Raw genomic sequence first — 23,042 nt, forward strand, 5'->3', positions numbered from 1 at the left:
ACAGCCGTCGGCCGTCCCGCATCCGTGCCTGCGTTTGGCGCCGACCCCATTCTGGTCGTACCCGACGAGTTACCCGGAGTCTTGCGAAATCAGTTATCCCGCTCTACTTTTTTGCTTCGACGTGGGCGACCCACTCGTAGACGGGCAGGTTGCCGCGTTCGGTCTCCTGCCACCGTGGCGTCACCTTGAATCGCTCGTAGCCTCCCCCGAACGCCACCCGCAACTCGATACCCGGTGGGGTGATCGGAACAATCCGCTGTTCGAGGCCATCCGGCCCGCCTTCGAGTAGCGCCATCGGTGAGGTACTCATAGCTGAAGGCTCTCACATCTGCACCGGCCACCCGATAGATTCAGCGCAATCGGCGAGCCGCCTGAACACGGGCCGGGAGCCGCCGCGGCGCCGGCTCAGGACAGGCCGAATTGGGCCAGCAGGCCGCTCAGCAGGCCGCCGATGATCGGAATCTTGGACGCGCTGCCGGTGCCCATGCCGCCCACCGGCACCGAGGTGACGCTGATGCCCACGTTCATGGCGTTGGCGCCGGACATGGTGCCGTCATCGCTGGCGATGATGTTGTAGGTGCCGACCTCGGTGGGGGTCCACTGCACGGTGGCCGTGTGGGCCGAGCTCACCGGGAAGGCGCCCAGGAAGGCGGGCGTGCTGCTGGACGGATCGCCCAGCCAGAAGCTGACCTGGGTGCCCGGGTTGGCGCCCCCGACATTCGCGGTGATGGTGTAGGTCGTGTTCACGTGCGCCAGTGCGGTTCCCGGCGTCAGGCCGGTGATCTGCGCGGACGCCGCCGGTGCGGCGGTCAGGACCGCCGCCGCGGTGGCGGCGGTCGCCGCGCCGCCGACGAGCAGCTGCCGAATTCGATGGGCCATTGTTGCCTCGCTCCAAGGCTCGCACAATAAATTGAAATGCGATGTTTTCACACACGTGTTGCGGTGGCAATGGCGTGAATGCGACTACAGCGGAATCAGATGATGCTTACGGGGGTTGCGCGGAATCTTCTTGTCGCGCAGCAGATGCAGCGCGCGCCGGATCTCCAGGCGGGTGGTGGCCGGTTCGATGACCGCGTCGATGTAGCCGCGCTCGGCCGCCACCCACGGGGTCGCGATGGTCGCGTTGTAGAAGTCGATCATCTGCTGGCGCATGGCCGCCCGCTGGTCCTCGGGCGCGGCCTCCAGCGACTTGGCCCCGATCAGCGACACCGCGCTCTCCGCGCCCATGACCGCGATGCGCGCGGTCGGCCAGGCCAGATTGACGTCCGCACCCAGCTGCTTGGACCCCATCACCGCGTAGCCGCCGCCGTAGGACTTGCGGATCACCACGGTCACCTTCGGGACCGTCGCCTCCACGAAGGAGAAGATGAACCGGCCGCCGCGCTTGATGACGCCGATCTTCTCCTGCTCCACCCCGGGTAGGAAGCCGGGGGTGTCCACCACGAACACCAGCGGAATCTCGAACGCGTCGCACAATCGCACGAAATGCGCGGCCTTGTCGGAGGCCCGGGCGTCCAGCGCGCCCGCGTAGACCATGGGCTGATTGGCGACCACGCCGACGGTGCGGCCGTCCACCCGGGCGAACCCGCAGATGACATTGCGGCCCGCGGATTCCCCGAACTCGTGGAACGCGCCGTCGTCGAAGATGCGCAGCAGGATCTCGTGCATGTCGTAGCCGGCGTTGTCGGCGTCCGGCACGATGCCGTTGAGTTCCAGATCGGACTCCGTGAGCTCCGGCTCCAGACCGGGATTCACGATCGGCGGCAGCTCCTGGCAGCTCGACGGCAGATAGCTCAGATAGTCGCGCACCCACTCGAAGGCGGCCGTCTCGGTCTTGGCCACGTGGTGGATATTGCCGTACTGCGCTTGGGAATTCGCGCCGCCCAGCTCCTCGAGGCTGACGTCCTCACCGGTGACCTCGCGAATCACCTTGGGGCCCGTCACGAACATGTAGGCGGCCTCGGTCGCCACCACCACGTCGGTATTGATGGGCGCGTACACCGCGCCGCCCGCGCAGCTGCCCAGGATCATGGAGATCTGAGGCACCAAGCCGGACAACGGTTCCTGGCGACGACCCAGCTCGGCGTACCAGGCCAGCGAGGTCACCGCCTCCTGCACCCGCGCGCCGCCGGAGTCGTTGATGCCGACCACCGGACAGCCCACCTTGGCCGCGAATTCCATGATGCCCGCCACCTTGCGGCCGAACATCTCGCCGACCGAACCGCCGTAGACGGTCTGATCGTGCGAGAACACGGCCACCGGGCGGCCCTCCACGAGGCCGTGGCCGGTGACCACGCCGTCCCCGTAGAGGGCGGTCTTGTCGCCCGGATTGCGGACCAGCGCACCGATTTCCACGAAGGTGCCGGGATCCAGCAGCATGTTGATGCGGTCGCGGGCCGAGGGAATTCCCTTCCTGGCCCGCTTGGCGATGCCCGCATCCCCCGCCGGCTCCCTCGCGCTGTCGAGCTTGTGTCGGAGGTCGTCGAGTTTCTCGGCGGTGGTGCTCACTGGACTCCTTTCGGCAAAAACCTACTTTCGCAGAACCCGTGTCGCGGTGGTGCTATTTCGTCGTGGTGTCGATCTCGGCGAGTTTCTTGCTGAGATCGGCGCCGATGGTGGCGATGCGCGGCTCATCGATGATCTGGATGTGATCACCCGGGATGTGGATGATCTCCAGATTCGGAATGTGCTCGGCCCAGCCGCCATTGGGCTGCCGGTCGGCGAAACGCGGTTCCAGCTCGATCATTCCGTCGTGGTAGCGATCGGCGAGGTACAGGGTGACCTCACCGTCGTACTTGGACGGCTCGATCTTCTGCAGTTCCTTGCTGTCGATCCACGAGGTGCGCTGATGCTCGATCACGCCGCCGGGAATGTCGACGCCGGCGAACTTCACCAGCTGCATGATGATCTCGATCTGCTCCGCGTCCGAGGCCGCGGCCAGCTCCTCGAGCTGTTCCTGATCGAGTTCGCCGTTGAAGCCGTAGGTCTTCTGCGCGAAGGACTGGTAGCGCCGGATGCGCTCCACCCGCTCGGCATCGGAATTGTCGTACGGCGCCACCGGAAGGGCGAGGTCGATCAGGCCGATGTGGCGGACGTCCGCACCCTCGGCGCGCATGATCTCGCCGACCTTGAGCGCGAACACCGCGCCCAGCGACCAGCCGTAGAACAGGTACGGACCCTCCGGCTGCCGCTTGCGGATCTCCGGAATGTACTGGCGCGCACGCTCTTCGATGGTGCCCTCGACCCGCTCCAGACCGTACATCGGGGTACCGGCCGGAAGGCGGTTGAGCAGCGGCTCGTAGACCAGGGTGTTGCCGCCCGAGGCGTGGAACACGAAGACCGGCACCGCGTTCGAACCGGCTTCCTTCGCGCGCAGGGTGCGCACGAAGCCGTCCAGGTCCGAGCTCTTGCCCTGGTAGCGCACGACCACCTCGGACAGCTGCTCGATGGTCTTGCAGGCGCGGACCTCGGCGGGATCGACCTCGGCCTTGACCCGCTCGGACAGGCGGGCGGTCAGCTTGGCGAGGGTGTCGTCGTCGACCTCGGGCAGCGGGTTGAAGATGCCGCCCGCGGTCTTGCCGGTCACCAGCGCCCAGGTGGCGAAGGCGAGGCGCTCCTCGCCGTTGCGCGGCGGCACGTTGTCGGCGTCGGTCTCGGCGATCGGCGCGGCCGACTCGAGTTCGGCCGCAGCCGTTTCCGCCGTGATCTCCTCGGCCTCGGCCACCACGTCGGTGGTCTCGGTCTTGGGCAGCAGCGCGGCCGGATCCTTGCCCTCGGCCATGGCGGCGCGGGCGGCGGAGATGAAGTCGGCGTCGACGGAGATGTCCTCGCCGGCGGCTTGGCGGGCGGCGATCTCGTCGAGCTGATCGCGATGCTCGACCGCGTAGCGCAGCACCTTGCCGACCTCGAGCAGGCTGGCGTCGCGCACCGCCTGGATCTGCAGCTGCGGGATGTCGAATTCGTATTCGACGCGGTTCTTGATGCGCATGGCCATCAGCGAGTCGAGCCCCAGCTCCATGAGCGGGATCTCCATCGGCAGATCCTCGACGGCGTAGCCCATGGATTCGGCGACGATGATGGCCAGCCGAGCCTCGATGGTCTGGGTGCCCTGGGGATCCCAGCGCTCGCCCGGAGCCGCCTCGACGGCGACGGCCGGGGCCGCCTCGACCGCGACGGCCGCGACCGGCTGTGCGGCAACGGATTCCGGCAGCGGCGCACCAGACACCACGACCGCGTCGAACAGCGGCCGGAAGGCATTGCCCTCCTTGGCGTGCACCGAGACCGACGCGCCGCCCGGATGCGGGGTGAGCGTGGTGGTCAGGGTGCCCGTGGCGGGGAGCTGGCCGTGCGCCACCGAAGCGCCGACGCCGACATCGGAAAGCACCTGCGCGGCAGCGGCATTCACCAGGGCGGCGAGATCGGTGACGGCCGACGCCTGCACCTCCCACACGTGCCGGCCGTCGGGCAGCGCGACGTGCGCACCCGGGACGCGAGCATTGCCCGAGCCACCGCCGAAGCCACCGGACACCTTGGGCCAGTACTGCTTTCGCACGAACGCGGTACGCGGCGCGGCGCCGTACTCACCGGCGGGCAGCAGCGAGGGCAGGTCCACCTTGTGGCCGTGCACGTACAGCTGCGCGAGCGCGGAGATGACGCCGGCGGCCTCGTCCTCCTTGCGCTTGAGGGTCGGGATGAGCGCCGCGTTGTGCACGCCCGCCGCGAAGGTGGTGCCCAGGACCTGCATGAGCGCAACGGAATTCGGCGCCAGCTCCAGGAAGGTGGTGATACCGGTGTCGACGGCCTTGCGGATGGCGTTGGTGAAGTACACCGAGCCGCGCATATTGGTGACCCAGTAGTCGACGTCGTGCACGGGCGCGTGGCCCGCCTTGTAGACGCCGTCCCGGTGGACGGTCGAGTACAGGTCGCGCTTGAGTTTGGTCGGCTCGATACCGGCCAGCTCGGCGGCCAGCTCGCCCAACAGCATGTCCATCTGCGAGGTGTGGCCCGCGCCGCGGGTCTGCAGCACGCGTGCGAACTTGCCCTCGGCCTCGGCGCGCGCCACGATCGCGTGCACCTGATCCGGCATACCGCCGATGACGGTGTTGTTGGGCGCGGCGTACACCGCGACCTCGATATCGGGGAACTCGGTCTCGATGAGCTTGCCGACTTCCTCGGCCGAGTACTCCAGCAGCGCCATATTGCGCACCTGGTCGTCGGTGAGCATGGCCTCGCCCTCGGCCATCAGCCGGGAGCGGGCGCAGATCACCCGGACCGCGTCCTCGAGCGGCAGGCCGCCGGAGATGTACGCGCCCGCGACCTCACCCTGGGAGTGGCCGACCACGCCCTCGGGTTCCGCGCCGTGCGCGCGCAGGACGGAGGCCAGACCCACCTGGATGGTGAAGGTGCCGACCTGGCCGGTGCCGATGTCCCAGTCCATGGAGTCGTCGAGGATCATCTCCTTGACCGAGTAGCCGGCCTCGTCGACGACCAGCTCGTCGACCTGATCGACGGCCTTGCGGAAGATCGAGTTCTCGGTGTAGAGCTGCTTGCCCATCTTGCGGTGCTGCGCACCGAAACCGGCCATCACCCACAGCGCGCCGAGCGGAGCCGGGGAGTCGGCGGTGTAGACGCCGGTGCCGGGCTTGCCCTCGGCGATGGCCCGCAGGCCCGCGATGGCTTCCTCGTGCGTCTTGGCGACCACCACACCGCGCGAGCGGCCGTGGTTGCGCTTGGCCAGCGTGCGGGCCACGTCCTCGAGCGGAGTCGCCTGTCCCGCTTCGGATTCCAGCCAGTCGGCCAGATCCTTGGCGGCGCGCTTGCGGCGCGAGGGCAGGTAGCCCGAGACCGGGATGATCATGGGCAGCGGCTCGGTGCGGTTGTCCCACTCCGGTTCCGGCGCGGCCGCCTCGGCGATCGCCTCGGCCTCGGCGACCACATCGGTGGTCTCGTCGTCGAGGTCGGCGGTCTCCGGCAGTTCGGGGGTGGCCGCGGTGGGCACGTATTCCTGGACGACCACGTGCGCGTTGGTGCCGCCGAAGCCGAAGCCAGAGATGCCGATGGTGGCCTTGCCGCTGTAGCGCGGGAATTCGGTCGCTTCCTCGGTGACCTTCAGGTGCGCCTGGTCGAACGCGATGAACGGGCTCGGACCGGAGTAGTTGATGTGCGGCGGAATGACGTTGTGCCGCAACGCCATGATCACCTTCGCCAGCGCCGCGGCGCCCGCCGCGGCCTCCAGGTGACCGAAGTTGGTCTTGGCCGAACCCAGCAGCGCGGGCTTGTCGGCGTCGCGTCCGCGGCCGATGACACGGCCCAGCGCGTCCGCCTCGATCGGATCGCCGATCGGAGTGCCGGTGCCGTGCGCCTCGATGTAATCGACCTGGGACGGCGGGATTCCGGCATCCCGGTACGCCTGGCGCAGCACGGCGGCCTGCGCGTCCGGGTTCGGGGCCAGCAGGCCGTTGGAGCGGCCGTCGCTGTTGACCGCGGAGCCCTTGATCACCGCGTAGATGGTGTCGCCGTCGCGTTCGGCGTCGGCCAGGCGCTTGAGCACCACCAGCGCGGCGCCCTCGGAGCGGACCATGCCGTCGGCGTCGTTCGAGAACGCCTTGATGTGACCGTCTTTCGAGACGCCGCCGTTGGCGTCGAAGGCGATGGTCGCGGCGGGCGAGAGCAGCACATTGGTGCCACCGGCCAGCGCCAGATCGGCCTCGCCGTTGCGCAGCGCCCGCACCGCCTGGTGCACCGCCACCAGCGAGGACGAGCACGCGGTGTCGACGGCCACCGAGGGGCCGCGGAAATCGTAGAAGTAGGAGACGCGGTTGGGGATGATCGCCGAGACGCTGCCCATGACGCCGTAGCCGTCGGCCGAGATCGGGGTGTTCGGGTCGCCGTTGCCGACCGCCATACCCGCGATGATCATGAATTCGGTGCTGGTCGAACCGATGAAGACGCCGACCTGCTCACCCTTGAGGGTATTGGCGGGAATCCGCGCGTGCTCCAAGGCTTCCCAGGTCAGCTCGAGCGCCCACCGCTGCTGCGGGTCCATGCGCTCGACCTCGACCGGCGAGTGCGCGAAGAACTCGGCGTCGAAGCTCTTGAGGACGTCCTGATCCAGGTAACCGCCCTTGACGTTGGTCTTGGTGAGCTGCTCCACCAGACGCGGATCGTCCATGAACTCCGACCAGCGACCCTCGGGTAGGTCGCGGATGGCGTCGCCGCGATTGATCAGGAATTCCCAGGTGGATTCGGGCGTATCCCCCGCACCCGGCAGCCGGGTGGACAGGCCGACGATGGCGATGTCGTGCGCCTCGCCGGGCGCGATGCCCTGGGTGTAGAACGAGTCGTCGGCCGCCTCGGCCGGAAGTTCGGGCTCCCCGTTGATGATTCGCTCCGCCAGCGAGGCGATGGTCGGGTGCTGGAACACGATGGTGGCGTTGAGCACCACCCCGGTCAGCTCCTCGATATCGCCACCGAGGGCGAGGGCGTCGCGCGAGGCCAGGCCGAATTCCTCCATCGGCCGGTCCACCGTGATGTTCTCGATGGGCTGCCCGGTCGCGCCGGATACCCAGCGCCGCAGCCACTCCTGCATGTCCGCGACCGACATGTCGGCGGTCGCGGGCTTGTCGGTCGTCCGGGTGGGGTCGGTGCCCTCGTTCTCAGCCATCAGTTCCTCAAGCTACCTGTCTGCGTACGGTGCGCGGCGTGAATCCGGGTTGGTGATCCATGCAGGAATGGCGCGAGCCGAACCGGCTCGCGCCATTCCTCTGTGAGACGGTCGTCTCACTCCTCGTCTGGTGCATCGGGGAAGGCCTGCTGCGTGTAACCACCGCGCAGCGTCCCTCCGATGTATTCGGCCTTGCAGGCACGACGCGCAATCTTGCCGCTCGAGGTGCGCGGAATCGACCCGGCCGGAACGAGGAGGATGTCACGCGCGGTGACACCGTGCCGGGAGGAGATGGCGGCGCGCACCGCGTCCGCGATGGGGCCCGGATCGGCCTTGCCGGCGCCCGGACCGCGCTCGGCCACGATAACGAGCTGTTCGCTGGCATCGTCGGCGTCGAAGCTCAGACCCGAATGGCTGTCCTGGGCGAAGACTTCGGCGGGCAGCTGGTTGGCCGGGACCGAGAAGGCCGCGACGTAACCGGCGCGCAGCATGGTCGAGGCTTCCTCCGCGGAGTGCTCGAGATCCTGCGGGTAGTGGTTGCGGCCGTCCACGATCACCAGGTCCTTGACGCGACCGGTGATGTAGAGCTCGCCGTCCACGTACACGCCGTAGTCGCCGGTGCGCAGCCAGATGCCGTCGGCCGGAACGCCTTCGGCGTGGCTGCCCTCGGGCAGACGACGGGCGAGCTGGTTACGGAAGGTCTTCTGGGTCTCCTCGGCGCGACCCCAGTAGCCGATGCCGATGTTGTTGCCGTGCAGCCAGATCTCGCCGACCTCGCCGTCGGCCACCTCGCGGGCGCCCTCGGGGGAGTCGATGGACTCGCCGTCGACGATGGTGGCCCACTGCGACAGCGACACATACCCGCAGGAGACCTGCGCGATGGCGTTCTCGGCGCCCTGCTCGACCTTCACCACACGACCGGCATTGAGCTCGTCGCGGTCGACGTAGATGACCTTGGCCTCGTCCTCGTGCCGGGTGGCCGACACGAACAGGGTGGCCTCGGCCATGCCGTAGCACGGTTTGATGGCGGTCTTGGGCAGGCCGTAGGGCGCGAACGCCTCGTTGAACTTCTTCATCGACTTGGTGGTCACCGGCTCGGATCCGTTGATCAGGCCGAGGACGTTCGACAGATCCAGCGACTCGCCCGCCTTGGGCAGACCGCGCACGGCGGCGTGCTCGAACGCGAAGTTCGGTGCGGCGGCGAAGGTTCCGGCGCCGTCGGACACCGCGGCCAGCTCGTTGATCCAGCGCGAGGGGCGGCGCACGAACGAGGCCGGCGACATGATGGTGATGTACTTGCCGCCCACGGCGGGCAGGATCACCGTCAGCAGACCCATGTCGTGGTAGAGCGGCAGCCAGGTGACGCCGCGCGAATTCTCGTTCAGGTCAAGCGCGTTCACCATCTGCAGCACATTGGTGCCGACACCGCGGTGGGTGATCTCGACACCGGCGGGCACGCGGGTGGAGCCAGAGGTGTACTGCAGGTAGGCGATGTCGTCGACCGCGATGTCCGGACGGATCCAGGACTCGCCGACGCTGTCGGGAATGGCGTCCACCGCGATGATGCGCGGACGCTGCGCGGCGGGCAGCGACCGGAAGAACTGGCGGACACCGGCGGCGGAGGAGCTCGCCGTCAGGATCGCCGAGGGCGTGCAGTCGCCGAGCACGGCGTGCAGGCGATCGGTGTGGCCCGGCTCGTCCGGATCGAACAGCGGCACGGAGATGGTGCCCGCGTAGATGGCGGCGAAGAAGGAGATGACGTAATCCAGCCCCTGCGGGGCCAGGATCGCGACCCGATCGCCCCGCTTGGTCACCTGCTGCAGTCGGGCGGCCACCGCGCGCAGCCGCGTGCCGAACTGACTCCAAGTGAGGTCCTGGTACTCACCGTCGCGCTCGCGTGAGTAGTCGATGTAACGGTAGGCCAAATCATCGGCGTCATTACCGTGGGTGTGCTTCTCGACGTAGTCGACGAGGGTGCGTCCCTCGGGAATCGTGATGTTCCCCGTTTCGTCGAGGTAATCGTCGAAAGTCTCGTCCATTCCTTCTTCTCCTCCGAGGCACACGCGGCATGGAACGGCATGCATTGCCGCTGTTACCTGTGAGGCCCCGACTCTCTTCGCCCGCGGGAGCTCCATGGGAGAGCCAACCTGCAGAATTGTGTTGCGGTCTGCGCGGTGACCGTCTATTGGCTAGATGTTCTCAAACCAGGGACATGTTACAGAGGGCCTGCCCGGCCATGCTTCACAGCGGCCGAACATCTCCCAGCTCACACCTCTGGGCTACTGCTTCACCGGCGCGAATGCCTCCAAACAGGTGGGGAGCGCCCCACAAAGGACACAACAAGTCATGGATGTGAGTTGCCGCACGTACCGGGTCTCGGCTGTGTCGCAACCCGGAGCACTTTACCGGGTGACCCCGAAACTGGGGGGTCGGCTGTATTTGATTGCCCTGCGCTTCGCTCCGGGCGGGTTCGCGGCGCTGGAGGTCTCGTTCTTCCCTCCCTCCGCTCCCCCGCTGCGCTCCTCCGCTCCGCTCAGTCCAGAACGAGACGCGCCGCGAACCTCGGGGCTAATCGATCATGAATGCGCTGGGTGCGGGGCATTTTCGATGAGTCCGCTAGCCCAGTCCACAGTCCATTGTGTCGCGGTGGTGCCGTTGTCGTCGACCTGGTAGCCGTTGTAGAGGCTGTGCACCGGATTGCCGGCGGCCCGGACCAGGATGTTGAGGCTGCCGACGATATTGGCCGGGTTGAGCGCCTGGCGGGGGGCATCACAGATCAAATCGCCTGCGGCGCAGATGGTGAAGGTGCGGTTGGCGAGTTTGCCGAAGCCGCCGCGCGGACCGGTCATGGTGATGCCCGGGACATTGAGGCCCTTGAGCGCCACCTCCGCGCCCACGCCCGGCGGGGTGGGGCCGATCTCGGTGGCCTCGCCCGGATCGCCGACATCGCGGCGGCCGTCGGCCAGGGTGGTCACGCCCAGCACCAGATCCTCCGGTATCGGGCCCTTGCCCGCACCGATCTGCGCGGCGATATCGCCCACGATCACGCCGCCCTGCGAGAAGCCCACCAGCACATAGGTGGTCAGCGGGCATTTGGCGTAGGTCTGGGCCAGCTTGTCGTTGGCGCGGGCGGTGCCCTCGGAACGGCTGTTGTTGTAGGAGGCCTGACCGTCCGGCGGGATCGCGATCGGATTGGAGAACTGCGCGACGTACGGGACGGTGTAGACCTCGAGCCGCTCGTTGGGGAACTTCGCTCGAATCGGGTTGGAGATGTTCAACATCAGCGACGCCGGGTTCGCGGCCGGGTTGTAGGGGTCGTCGTTGCTGTTGGACTCCCACGTGCCCGGCACGGACAGCAGCAGCGTGTCCGGGCAATCGGCCGGCTGCGACGTCGGACGTTGCGGCCCCGGCGGTTTCGGGCCGGGCAGCCGCAACCGGCCCGCCAGCAGGTACCACAGCAGCAGCGCCACCACGACCACGATCACGATCGCGGCGATGACCAGCAGCAGGCAACCCGCCGGGCGTTGCCGGCGTCCTCCGATTCGGCGTCGCGTCGTCACTAGCCGCAGTAGCTCTTCGAGGCGACGTCGTAGTAGATCTTGCCCGCCTGCTCCACCGACATCTTGGACGGATCGAACGACGGATCGGAACCGGCGATCGCGGTCACGTAGGTGATGATCTGATCCTGCGGGGCGTTCTCCGACTTGCCCTGGCACACCAGATCACCCGCGGTGATGGCGATATCGGACGAGCCCGGGGTGATGCCGGCCTTCTTCAGCTCGTCGAGGTAGCTCTTCTGCTTGTCCGTCAGCGCCGGCGAACCGCTGGGCGGGGTGATGAACTGGCTCGGCACCGGCTGCGGGCGCTCGGGCGAGGAGGTCGCGGAATCCGGAGCCGGCTGCGGCGCTTGCGCATCCGTGCTCGACGGCGTCCCGGCGGCCGGGGTGGTGGGCGCGGCGGCGGCCTTCGTGGTGGTCAGCGTCGGCGTGCTCTTGGCGGTCGAGTCGTTGCTACCGCAGGCGGCGAGCAGTCCGGCGGCGGCGAGAGCGGCCACCACGCCGAATACCTTTCCACGGGTCCCGTGCATCTATTCGCTTCCATATCTGTCCAAGGGCAAAAGGTCGCCCCCAGGCTAGCCGCAACCCGGTGGTTAGTCCCGGGTGGCGACGGAACCTCATCCAGTTCTTAGGGCGGTTAGGGGGAGCGGACTCAGTTGGGACGGACTTCCGGGCCCAGTGCCGGAACCGGCGGCAGACCTGCTGGTTCGGGCTCGGGCGTCGGGGTCGCCGCCGCGGCGGGCTGGGGTGCCGGCGCGGGTGCGGCCGGTGTCGCCGGTGCGGCAGGGGCCGCGGGCGTGGCGGGGGCCGCCGGGGTCGCGGGAGCGGCAGGGGCGGCCGGAGTCGCGGGAGCGGCAGGGGCTGCCGGTGCGGCGGGGGCGAGCTGGGGTAGCGCGGGCAGGCCCGGCACCTGGATCGCGGGCTGCTGTGCGGCGGGCTGCGGCTGAGCCGGATCCGGTTTGGGCGACTCGCTGCCCGGAATGGCGATGGGCCGGCCGTCGAGGGTGGCGGCGCTGACCCGCCCGTCGTGCACGGTCAGGGTGCCGCCCTGGAAGGTCTGCTGCGCGCCGTCGGGGATCGCGCCCTCGTCCGAGATCGGGAAACCCAGCGGACCGTTCTCGAAACCGGTTGCGCGCCAAGCGTCCATGATGGGCCCGTTGCGCACACCCCACGCGCCCGAGAGCGGACTCCAGTAGATATTGCCGCCCTCGAAGGCGGAGAAGCGGCCGAAGTCGCGCAGCGGCTGCTCGTCGGTGATCGGGAATCCGTAAGGGCTGTTCTCGAATCCGAGCTGCCCGTACTTGCCCAGGATCAGGCCCTGCACCAGGTGCGCGCCGGTCTTGGCGCTGAAGTAGACGGGCCCGTTCTCGAAACCCTGGACCACACCGTCCTTCTGGGGTGTGCGGGTCTCCTGGCCGTTGGGGTAACCGGCCGGGCCGCGCTCGTAACCCTGCTTGGCCCACTGGTCGAGGATCGCGCCGCGCACCGCCTGCGCACCGGTCTGCGGCGTCCAGTAGACGAAGCCGTGCTGGAACGGCTGCAGCCGGCCGCGCCCGTCGGGCAGCCCGCCCTCACCGGCGGTGGGGAACCCCAAACCGCTTGCCACACCGCCCAATCCGGCGAAGCTGCCGCCGATCGCCCCGCCCACCGGCTGCGCTCCCGTGGGCTGCGAGTAGAGCACCTTGCCGCCGCGGAAGTCCTGGGCGACACCGCCGGGCACCGGGTACTCGCCCGACAGGCAGTCGCCGAGCCAGTTGGTGGCGCCGACCAGCGGGGCGATCGCGCCGCCCACCTTGCAGTCGAGGGCGCTGGAGTCGACGCCGAGGGCGGCCGCGGTCTGCGGCCAGGCCTGGCGCATCTCGAAGTCCCAGTACGGCCAGGTGTGGGTGCCGGAGGCGCGATAGTTCACCGAGACCGGGATATTGAGCTTGGCGAGCTTGGCGACGAAGTTCTGGGTGCTCAGCCGGGACAGCACCTCGAGGCCCAGCCCCGCGTAATTGGTGGTGATCCCCGGAATGTCGGACAGCGGATCGGTGGCGCCCGCGACGCCGTTGCCGCTGGAGACGTAGAGGGCCACGCCCTTGAGCTTGTCGGCCAGCTCGTACGGGTCGTGTTCCTTCCACGCCGGACTCGACGGCGGGCCGAACATCTTGCTGGAGTCGTAGCCGCCCGCGTCGTGCATGGCGAAGTTGACCGCCTGCGGCATGCCCAGCGAGGTCAGGGTGAGGAATCCGGAGTAGGAGGCGGCCGAGCGCACCCAGCCCGGATTGCGGGCGGCCAGCATCATGGCCGCGGTGCCGCCCATCGAAAGTCCCTCCACCGCACGCACATCGGTGGCCCGGAACTGGCTTTCCAGCAGCGGCGGGAGTTCCTTCACCAGGAAGGTCTCCCACTGGTAGTTGCGGCCGTTGTCGGGGGCCAGCCAGTCGGCGTAGAAGCTGGACTGGCCGCCGATCGGCAACACCACCAGCGCGTTCTTGTCGGCGTAGAAGCCGGCCGCGCCCGCGTCCTTGGTCCAGCCGTTCTCGTCGTCGGTGGCGCGCAGGCCGTCGAGCATGTAGACGACGGGGAACTTGGCGTCCGGCTTGGAGTTCCAGTCGCGCGGCAGCAGCAACTGAATCTGCACCGGCGCGCCGGTGGCCGGGGAATTCACCCACAGGTCCACCCGGCGGTCGGTGAGCCAGGTCGATTTCTGGACGGTCGCGGGGGTGACGGCGGGGGCGTCGGGGGCGGCCACGGCCGGACCCGACGCCACGAAAGTACCCGCGGCCAGCGAAAATACCGCCGCTGCGGCGCAAGCCGCCCGGCGCAGGCGCTTCTGCTCGATCCCACGGACAACACCAGCCACACAAGTGTTGTACCTCCGGAAGTACGCGACTCCCGGCAGGACACACGGAAACCGACCGCCCTACAGCAAATGTCCAGCTTTTGAACGGCTCGCGGCGTGTCTCGTTACGACACTCCGAGAGCGGCCAGGATGTCGGGCCGGGCGGCGGCCAGCTGGTCCTGCCAGTAGGCCCACGAATGCGTGCCCTTCACCTGCAGGCCATAGTGCGCGCCGATGCCGAGCTGGTTCATCCGCGCCATGAACGAGATGGTGTTCACCATCGACAACGCTTCCAGCGCAACGGCATTGACGGTATTGAAGATGCCCACCGCCGAATTCGGATTGTCGTGCGCCCCCGGCACACCCCAGGCGGCCGAGATGTAGAGCGGCAGATTGCGCAGCTGCGGGGCGAACACGAACGGATCCATGCGCAGCCACGCCGGACTCCACGGCCAGGCCATGGAGTCCACATTGAACCGTCCGGCGTCCAGCATGGCGATCCGAATCGCCTCGCGCATACCGGGCGCGGAGATATTGAGGTAGCCGGAGAACGAGGACGCGTGCTTGAACTGGTCGCGGTGGTAGGCGGCCAGCGCCAGCGCCGCCGACCCGCCCATGGACAGCCCGGCCACCGCGTTGTTGGTGCGGGAGACGCCGTAGCCCTCCAGGAAGGCGGGCAGCTCCTGGGTCAGGAAGGTCTCCCACCGGTAGGTGAGCTTCTGGCCGTTGGTGCTCGAGGGCGCGCGCCAATCGGTGTAGAAGCTGGACTGGCCGCCGACCGGCAGCACCAGGGTGACGTTGTCCTCGGCGAACTGCTGCAGCGCATTGGTATCGACGGTCCAGGCGTTGAAATCGTCGCGGGCGCGCAGGCCGTCGAGCAGATACAGCGCGGCATCGCCGCCGTGGCGGGCCCACTGCACCTGCACCTTGATCGGGCCCATGCTCGAGGGCACCATCAGCTCCTCGAACCCGCCCTCGGGTGTGCGATGCAGCGGATGCGTGGGCAGGGCCAGCGCCGGCCCGGCGAAGGCGGGCAGCGCCACCACCGCGACCGCGGCCGCCAGGACGCGCCGCCATCCGCGGGCACGCCGGGGCCTGCGAGGCGAGGCAGGGGACTTGCGTGTCGAACCGTTCTGCGGGCATGACGAGGCGCCCTGTACTGCCATAGAGATCGATCTCCTGAACCGCAGGGGGAAGCACACCGACGTGACGGGAGTCACGGACAACGGTGCACTCTACCGCCGGCTCGGAGGTAACCGGCGGGTATCCGGTTCAGGTCGCGTGTATCTCGGCCTTGCCGTCGCGAAAGACGATGGCGCCGTGCTGGAAACTCTGCTGCGCCCCGCCCTGTATGGGCGTTTCGTCGGACGTGGGAAAGCCGAGTGCCCCAGCGGGTCCCGACGCGCCCTCGTACGCGCCGCCGATCATCCCGGCCACCGCGTGCGCGCCCGTGGCCGCCGACCACAGCACCCGCCCGCCCCGGAAATCCTGTGCCGCACCGCCCGCCAGCGGATACTCCGCGGTCAGGCAATCGCTCAGGAACGACTTCCCCAGTGCCACCGGCACAATCGCGCCCGCCGCCGAGCAGTCCGGCTTGGCCGCCTCGACCCCGAGCGCGGAGGCCGCCTGCGGCCAGGACTGCCGCATCTCGAAATCCCAGTACGGCCAGGAGTGCGTACCCGAGGGCCGGTAGTTCACCTGCACCGGAATGCTCAACTTGTTCAGCTTGGCCACGAATTGCTGAGAAGAGAAGCGGGACAACACTTCCAGCGCCGTGCCCATCCAGTTGGTGCTCACCCCCGGAATGCCCGACGGCAGGTCGTACACGCCCGCCAGACCGCTGCCGCTGGACACATACAGGCTGAGGCCCTTCAGCTTTTCGGCGAGCGCGTAGGGATCGTGCGTCTCCCATTCCGCGTCGGTCGGCGCGCCGTACATGGCGTCGGCGTGGTAGCCGCCGGCGTCCCGCATGGCGTACGCGACCGCCTGCGGCATACCGAGAGTCGTGAGGGTGAGCATGCCGGAGAAGGAGGCGGCGTAGCGCGCGAAACCGGGATTGCGGGCCGCCAGCGCCATGGCCGCGGTGCCGCCCATGGACAGGCCGGCCAGGCCGCGCACATTGGTGGTGCGCCAATCCTTGTCGAGCAGCGGCGGTAATTCCCTGGTGAGGAAGGTTTCCCACTTGTAGGTCTTGCCGTTGTCCGGACGCTTCCAGTCCGAGTAGAAGCTGGCCGCGCCGCCCACCGGCAGCACCACGGTGACGTTCTTGTCGGCGTAGAAGGCTTCCGCCCCAGCGTCTTTCGTCCACCCGCTCTGATCGTCGCCGGCTCGCAGGCCGTCGAGCAGGTAGAGCACCGGGAATTTGGCGTCCGGCTTGATGTTCCAGTCCCGTGCGAGCAGTAGTTGCACCTGAACGCGCGTGCCCATGGCGGGTGAGTCCACCCACAGGGCGACCCGTCTGTCGGTCAGCCACACCACATTTCGGATCTCCGGCTTGGTCGGCTTGGCCGGCTCACCGGTCGGCGGCGCCGCACCGGGCTCCGCATAGGCCGTCCCCGTCGCCCCCGCCGTCAGCACGGCTGTCGTGGCTACCGCGAGCGCGACCAGACCCTGGCGGCCGCGCCTCCCCCATCTACCAACTGCCACAGCTGTCACAGTAGTTTTCTACCGCGTTGCGGCGAATCATAGGGAGGCATAAAAGAACCGGCCACCCAGTCGGGTGGCCGGTTCATGCGCTGTGGCTATGAGCCACGCGGCGCCTTCGCTATGAGTTACGCCAGGCCCAGCGCGCTCAGCATCTGCGGGCGAGCCTTGATCAGCTCGTCGTGCCAGTAGCCCCACTTGTGGGTGCCCTGCGCGGTGAAGTCGAACTGCGCCGGAACGCTGATCTGGCCCAGACGTGCCTGGAACGCACGGGTATTCACCATCGACAACGCCTCGAGGGCGATGGCGTTGCCGGTGTTGAACGCGTCGCCGAAGGAGCCGACGCCGTCGTAGCGGCCGGGCAGGCCGTTACCGGCCGAGATGAACATCGGCAGGTTCTTCAGCTGCGGCGCGAACACGAACGGGTCCATGCGCAGCCAGGCGGGGCTCCACGGCGCGGCCATCGAGTCCACGTTGTAGCGGCCGGCGTCCAGCATGGCGACGCGAATGGCCTCGCGCATGCCCGGCGCGGACAGGTTCAGGTAGCCCGACATCGAGGTGGCCTGCTTGAACATGTCGCGGTGGTAGGCGGCCATCATGAGCGCGGCCGAGCCGCCCATCGACAGACCGGCGATCGCCACGTTGTTGCGCGAAACCCCGTAATCCGCAAGGAAATTCGGGAGCTCCTTGGTCAGGAAGGTCTCCCATTTGTAGGTGAACTTCTGACCGTTGGTGTTGGACGGCGAGGCCCAGTCCGCGTAGAAGCTGGACTGGCCGCCGACCGGCATGACGACATTGACGTCGTCATTGGCGAAGATGCCGGGGGCGTCGCCCTCGTTGGAGTTGGCCCACGCGCTGTGGTCATCCTGGGCGCGCATGCCGTCGAGCATGTAGACCGCCGAACTGCCGCCATTGCGAGCCCACTGCACCTGAACCTTGATCGGTCCCATGCTCGAGGGCACCATCAGCTCCTCGAAGCTGCCCGGCGCACCGCGATGGGCGATGCCGAAGGCCGGCGCGGCCGAGGCGATGGACGGGGCAGCCAGGGAGGCGGTCGGGACAGCCAGCGCCGCCGCGGTGACGGTGGCGGCGACGAGCCGTGTGCGCCAACCACTCTGCGCACGGCGTCGCGACGATACTCCCGGCACGGCGGACCTGCCGAAACGCATGGATACTGCTCCTTCTCTACCGCAACACTGCGCTACTGCGGTGTCTTAAGTTGTCAATCGCGCACACGGGCATGACGGAGCCATGCGTGGACAAACGCGATCAGCGCTCGCAGCGAATCCCGACACTCCTCTGCGAGCGAAGCGCTACCACGGGTTGGTCACACTTTGCGCTCGCTGGAGGGTATTCGACGCTCCGAGCGGTTGGCAAGGTCATGCTTTTGATTGGCGGAATCCCACCATCGCATGTGACCGTAATGGTGCGGTGACCATATCGCGAATCCCTCGTGATGTCGCGGCAACGCGGAAAACCCTTCCGCCGCACCCGGCTTGGCGCGAATCGGGCAATCGGTCCCAGGTAACTCTCAGCCGAGGTTCGCGCTCAGATCCGGCAGCATCGCGTAGACCTGATCGGCCCAGTAGGGCCAGTTGTGCACGCCGTTGTCGGTGAAGTCGAAGACCGCGTTGTTCGCACCCAAAGAGCTCAGGCGCGCCTGGAACGCGCGGGTATTCGCGAGGGATATCGCCTCCAGGCCCATCGCATTCCCGACGTTGTAGGCGTCCAGGGGGCTGTGCACCACGTCCCGCTGACCGGGCAGGCCGTTACCGCTGGAGATCCACAACCGGGTCCCGTGATCGCGCAACAGCGGCGCGAATACGAAAGGATCGTTGCGCAACCACAATTCGCTCCAGGGCGGGCCCCACATGGCGTCGATGTTGTAGCCGCCCGCGTCCAGCAGCGCGGCGCGCAGACCCTCGCGCATACCGGGCGCGGAAATATTCAAATACCCGGAATACGATCCGGCATAACGGAACTGGTCGGGGTGGTAGGCCGCCAGCACCAGGGCCGCGCTACCGCCCATGGACAGCCCGAACACGCCGTTGCCGCTCGGATTGAAGCCCAGCCGGGCGGCGAGCGCATTGCGCAGATCGCGGGTGAGGAATGTCTCCCAGGCATACGGAACCTGCTGGCCATTGGTGTTGCTCGCCGCGACCCAGTCCGAATAGAAGCTGGACTGGCCGCCGACCGGCATCACCACATTGATGTTCCAGGCGGTCAGGGTGCGCTCGATATCGGTGTCGATCTCCCAGCCGGAAAGGTCGTTACGGGCCCGCAAACCATCCAGCGCGTACACCACGCGCTGGGTATTGCCGTCATTGGCGCGGAAGACGCGCGACTTGATCGGGCCCATGCTGGAATCGACCCAGAAGTCGGAGCCGTCCGGATCGAATGCGGCGTGCGCGGTACTCGCGACCACCGTCCCGGACAGTGAAAGCGCAACGGCCGCCGCAAGTCCCAGCAAAGACCGCCGCAGTACACCGTGGAACATCCGAACAGACCGCATCGACTCGCCTTTCACGAGCGTGGTCACCATTGACCACGAAAAATGCAGAACCTGTTGACACTGCACTCTTCATAGGCCCAGATTCGGAGCCATCGGCTATGGAAACGCCCGGAGCGATCAAACTGTGATGTGCACGAGCGAAGGCCGCCACCACGAGGTGACGGCCTTCGTTTCCGCTCTCGCTACCCGATATTCGCCGACATGTCCGGGATCATGCGGTAGGCGTCGTTGGCCCAGTTGGTCCAGGCGTGCAGGCCGTCGGCCGGGAAGTCCCAGACGGCGTTCTGCGCGCCGAGGGTGAGCATGCGGACCTGGAAGGCGCGAGAGTTGGCCAGCGCCAAGGCTTCCAGGGGCGCACCGCGGACCAGCCGGTCGGCGGCCGCGCCGAACGGGATGTTGAGATCGTCCGGCATGGGCGCGCCGCTGCCCGCCGACACCCACACCCGGGTGTTGTTGGCGACCAGGGTGGGCGCGAAGACGAACGGGTCCATCCGCAGCCACGTCTGCCCCCACGGCAGGGCCATGCAGTCCACGTTGTAGCCGCCCGCGTCGAGCATGGCGACCCGGATCGCCTCCCGCATACCCGGCGCGGAGATGTTCAGATATCCGGAATAGGAACCGGCATAGCTGAACTGGTCCGGATGGTAGGCGGCCAGGGTGAGCGCCGCCGAGCCGCCCATGGACAGACCGAAGACGCCGTTGCGATTCGGACTGAAGCCCAGCCGGTCGCGCAGCGCCCAGCGGAGATCGTTGTTGAGGAAGGTCTCCCAGGTGTAGCGGTAGCTCTTGCCCGGACCGGCGCCCATCGCCTCGGTGGCTCCGGAACCGGTGCCGTAGGCCGCGGACCCGGTGCCCGGCGCGACGCCGAACCACGAGCTGGGCTGATCCCAGTCGGCGTAGAAACTGGATTGGCCGCCGACGGGCATCACCACATTGATGTTCCAGTCCGCCAGCACCTGCGGCACATTGGTGTTGATCTCCCAGCCGTTGAGGTCCTCCTGGGCGCGCTCGCCGTCGAGCACGTAGGCCACCCGCTGAGTATTGCCGTCCCGCGCGCGCAGGATGCGGGTCTTGATCGGCCCCATGGTCGGGGAGTCGACCCAGAAGTCGAAGATCGCGGGATCGAAGGCGGCCCGCGCCGGCGGGGCCTCGATCACCGCCACCCCGAACGGCATCAGCAGGGCGGCAGCGGCGACGCCCAGCACCTTTCTCGTGAAGCCTCGCACCCGCATCGACCCAGCCCTTCTCGGTTTTGAGCAGAACACTGATCACGCAGAACTGATCTTCGCTACCAAAGAAGTATCGGATGACCAGGACGGTGTGTCCGGTGTGCGTGATGCGGCGAGTCGCGAAACGATCTTCATACGTTCGGTCGCCCAGGTCACGACAAGGCCCCCGCCCAGGTGGGCAGAGGCCTTATCGTCATGGTTTTCAGGGCGCCGGCCCTGAGAGTCTGGAGTTACCCGATGTTGTTCGACAGGTCGGGCAGCATCCGGTAGACCTCGGCGTTCCAGTTGTTCCAGTTGTGGACACCGGTGGCCGGGAAGTCGTAGGTCACGTTGCCCGCGCCCAGCGACATCATGCGGGCCTGGAAGGCGCGGGTGTTGACCAGCGCCAGCGCTTCCAGCGGCACACCCTGGATCACCGGCATGATGCCGGTGACGTCACCCGCGCCCGGAACGGCGCTGGCCGCGGAGATCCACAGGCGGGTGTTGGCGTCCTTCAACCGCGGTGCGAACACGAACGGATCCATGTGCAGCCACTGCGGCCCCCACGGCGGAGCCATCGAGTCGACGTTGTAGCCGCCGGCGTCGATCATGGCCAGGCGGATGGCCTCGCGCATGCCGGGGGCGGAGATGTTCAGGTAGCCGGAGAACGAGCCCGCGAAGCTGAACTGGTCGGGGTGGTAGGCGGCCAGCGTCAGCGCGCCGGAGCCGCCCATGGAGAGACCGAAGATGCCGTTGCGCGTGCGGCTGAAGCCCAGGCGCGAGTTGAGCGCGTTGGGCAGGTCCTGGGACAGGAAGGTCTCCCAGGTGTAGCGGTAGCTCTTGCCGGGGCCGCCGCCCAGCAGCTGGAAGGCGCCCGAGCCCGAGGAGGAGCCCGAGGCCGAGCCGGAGGAGGACAGCGCGGACGAACCCGAGGACGAGCCGCCGTCACCGACGCCGAGCACGCTGCTGGCCGCGTTCCAGTCCGCGTAGAAGCTGGACTGGCCGCCGATCGGCATGACGACGTTGATGTTCGCCGCGGTCAGCGCGTGGGTGATGTCGGTGTTGATCTCCCAGCCGCTGAGGTCCTGCTGGGCGCGCATGCCGTCGAGGACGTAGACGACGCGGCTGGTGTTGCCGTCGGCCGCGCGGAAGACCCGCGACTTGACCGGTCCCATGGATGCGGAGTCGACGTAGAAGTCGAATCCGGAGGTATCGAGTGCCGCGCTCGCGGTTCCGGCACCGACTGCCGACACCCCGAACGGCAGTGCAACCGCCAGAGCCAATCCGGCCACGGAGTTCTTGAGCCAACCGCGGGATCTCTGACGTCTATCGCCTCGCATTGATTTGTCCGGCCTTTCCTGTCGTTCGGTCTCACCGTGTGCTCGTGACCACGGCAGAGGTCTCGGCGACCCTATCGTGCGAGTGGTAACGGAGCGTTATCGGAACGTGACGAAAGTGACGAGCGCCACTGTTTGCCCCGAATGTGGCGTAGCTCAGTGCCTGATTGCGGCTCGAGGCCCCGATTCCGTCCCCGTGAACTCATGTACATCAGCTATTCGCTCACCCGATGTTCTTGGACAGGTCCGGCAGCATGCGGTTCATCTCGCCCTCCCAGTTGGTCCAGTTGTGCACGCCCACGGCCGGATAGTCGGTGACGAGATTGCCGCCGCCGAGCGCCGACCAACGGGCCGCGAAAGCCTTGGTGCCCACCAGCGCAACCGCCTCGATGCCCATGGCCTGGACCACCGTGGTGGTGATGTCGGTGAGGGTTGCCGGCAGGCCGCTGCCGGCCGAGAGGAACAGATGCGTGCCGTTTGCCTTGAGCTTCGGCGCGAACTGGAAGGGATCCAGATGCTGCCATTTCAGGTCTTTGGGCCCGGCCAGCGCATCGACGTTGTACCCGCCGGCGTCGACCATGGCCACCCGGATGGCGTCGCGCATTCCCGGCAGCGACAGGTCCAGCGCGCCGGACATCGAACCGGCGTAGGAGAATTGGCCCGGATGGAAGGCCGCCAGCATGAGCGCGGAACCGCCGCTCATGGACAGCCCGAAGATGCCGTTGCGAGTCGCGCTGAGGCCCAGCCGATCTCGCAGCGCGTTCGGCAGCTCCGAGGACAGGTAGGTCTCCCACTTGTAGGTGTAGGACTTGCCGGGCCCGCCCGAAAGCACCTGGGTGACACCGGATCCGGACTGCTGGGAGGCGGTGCCCGCGGGCAGCCCCAGGAAGGTGCTGGGCGAGTTCCAGTCGGCGTACCAGCTGGATTGGCCGCCGACCGGCATCACCACATTGATATTGGCGGCGGTCAGGGCGTGCGCGATATCGGTGTTGATCTCCCAGCCGTTGAGGTCGTCGCGGGCGCGCTCACCGTCGAGGGCGTAGACCACCCGGCTGGTATTGCCGTCGGCCGCGCGGAAGACACGATTCTTGATCGGTCCCATCGCGGAGTCGACGTAGAAGTCCAGGCCGTCGGGGCTGAACGCGGCCTGCGCCGGCGCGGTCCCCAGCACCGAAATCCCCAGCGGCACCAGCATTGCCAGGGCTGCGCCCAGCACCGATCTGCGCAACCAGCTCCGCGCCCCACCCTCAACCGTCACGCCCCGCATATTCGGCCTTCCGTCCGTGCGCCCCGGG

The 23,042-nt window shown here is 67.8% G+C and carries 13 protein-coding genes and 2 pseudogenes; all 15 read right to left on the reverse strand.

What is annotated here, in order from left to right; genetic code table 11:
* Nucleotides 1-103: 103 nt before the first annotated feature.
* The 15 genes and pseudogenes from D7D52_RS25100 to D7D52_RS25170 all read right to left on the reverse strand — a co-directional run bounded on the left by D7D52_RS25100 (nucleotide 104) and on the right by D7D52_RS25170 (nucleotide 23,014).
* Nucleotides 104-310 carry a DUF5988 family protein gene (locus D7D52_RS25100; RefSeq protein WP_120740170.1) on the reverse strand — a complete coding sequence of 69 codons (207 nt, stop codon included), beginning with the start codon at nucleotides 308-310 and terminating at the stop codon, nucleotides 104-106.
* A 95-nt stretch (nucleotides 311-405) separates the two neighbouring features.
* Entirely contained in the window at nucleotides 406-879 is a 474-nt protein-coding gene (locus D7D52_RS25105) for a hypothetical protein (RefSeq protein ID WP_120740172.1), read from the reverse strand.
* Nucleotides 880-963: 84 nt separating this feature from the next.
* The gene (locus tag D7D52_RS25110; RefSeq protein ID WP_120740174.1) at nucleotides 964-2,508 is read right to left on the reverse strand and encodes an acyl-CoA carboxylase subunit beta; all 1,545 of its coding nucleotides are present in this window, start codon (nucleotides 2,506-2,508) and stop codon (nucleotides 964-966) included.
* A gap of 52 nt (nucleotides 2,509-2,560) precedes the next feature.
* Entirely contained in the window at nucleotides 2,561-7,663 is a 5,103-nt protein-coding gene (pks13, locus tag D7D52_RS25115; RefSeq protein ID WP_120740176.1) for a polyketide synthase Pks13, read from the reverse strand.
* 116 nt (nucleotides 7,664-7,779) lie between these two features.
* Nucleotides 7,780-9,702, reverse strand: a complete 1,923-nt coding sequence (gene fadD32 / locus D7D52_RS25120; RefSeq protein ID WP_120740178.1) for a long-chain-fatty-acid--AMP ligase FadD32 — start codon at nucleotides 9,700-9,702, stop codon at nucleotides 7,780-7,782.
* A gap of 537 nt (nucleotides 9,703-10,239) precedes the next feature.
* Complete coding sequence (locus D7D52_RS25125; protein WP_246023281.1) at nucleotides 10,240-11,223, reverse strand: cutinase family protein; 984 nt, start codon at nucleotides 11,221-11,223, stop codon at nucleotides 10,240-10,242.
* The gene (locus D7D52_RS25130) at nucleotides 11,223-11,750 is read right to left on the reverse strand and encodes a DUF732 domain-containing protein (protein ID WP_120740180.1); all 528 of its coding nucleotides are present in this window, start codon (nucleotides 11,748-11,750) and stop codon (nucleotides 11,223-11,225) included. Before D7D52_RS25130 ends, D7D52_RS25125 begins: the two co-directional genes overlap by 1 nt.
* A 488-nt stretch (nucleotides 11,751-12,238) precedes the next feature.
* Nucleotides 12,239-14,068: pseudogene (locus D7D52_RS25135) on the reverse strand (alpha/beta hydrolase-fold protein); the annotation flags it as partial.
* A gap of 104 nt (nucleotides 14,069-14,172) precedes the next feature.
* On the reverse strand, nucleotides 14,173-15,213 hold the full coding sequence (locus D7D52_RS25140) for an alpha/beta hydrolase (protein WP_120740184.1): 1,041 nt from the start codon (nucleotides 15,211-15,213) through the stop codon (nucleotides 14,173-14,175).
* A gap of 145 nt (nucleotides 15,214-15,358) precedes the next feature.
* Nucleotides 15,359-16,702 (reverse strand): annotated as a pseudogene (locus tag D7D52_RS25145) (alpha/beta hydrolase-fold protein); the annotation flags it as partial.
* A gap of 116 nt (nucleotides 16,703-16,818) precedes the next feature.
* Nucleotides 16,819-17,859 (reverse strand): alpha/beta hydrolase, encoded by a 1,041-nt coding sequence (locus tag D7D52_RS25150; RefSeq protein WP_120740188.1) that lies wholly within the window; start codon nucleotides 17,857-17,859, stop codon nucleotides 16,819-16,821.
* A 362-nt stretch (nucleotides 17,860-18,221) separates the two neighbouring features.
* On the reverse strand, nucleotides 18,222-19,202 hold the full coding sequence (locus tag D7D52_RS25155; RefSeq protein WP_187703037.1) for an alpha/beta hydrolase: 981 nt from the start codon (nucleotides 19,200-19,202) through the stop codon (nucleotides 18,222-18,224).
* A gap of 182 nt (nucleotides 19,203-19,384) precedes the next feature.
* Entirely contained in the window at nucleotides 19,385-20,434 is a 1,050-nt protein-coding gene (locus D7D52_RS25160; protein ID WP_246023282.1) for an alpha/beta hydrolase, read from the reverse strand.
* Nucleotides 20,435-20,661: 227 nt separating this feature from the next.
* Nucleotides 20,662-21,750, reverse strand: coding sequence for an alpha/beta hydrolase (locus D7D52_RS25165; protein WP_120740192.1), 1,089 nt, complete (start codon nucleotides 21,748-21,750; stop codon nucleotides 20,662-20,664).
* A gap of 220 nt (nucleotides 21,751-21,970) precedes the next feature.
* On the reverse strand, nucleotides 21,971-23,014 hold the full coding sequence (locus tag D7D52_RS25170; RefSeq protein ID WP_425464565.1) for an alpha/beta hydrolase: 1,044 nt from the start codon (nucleotides 23,012-23,014) through the stop codon (nucleotides 21,971-21,973).
* Nucleotides 23,015-23,042: the final 28 nt, after the last annotated feature.

The sequence above is a fragment of the Nocardia yunnanensis genome (assembly GCF_003626895.1).
Lineage (GTDB): Bacteria > Actinomycetota > Actinomycetes > Mycobacteriales > Mycobacteriaceae > Nocardia > Nocardia yunnanensis.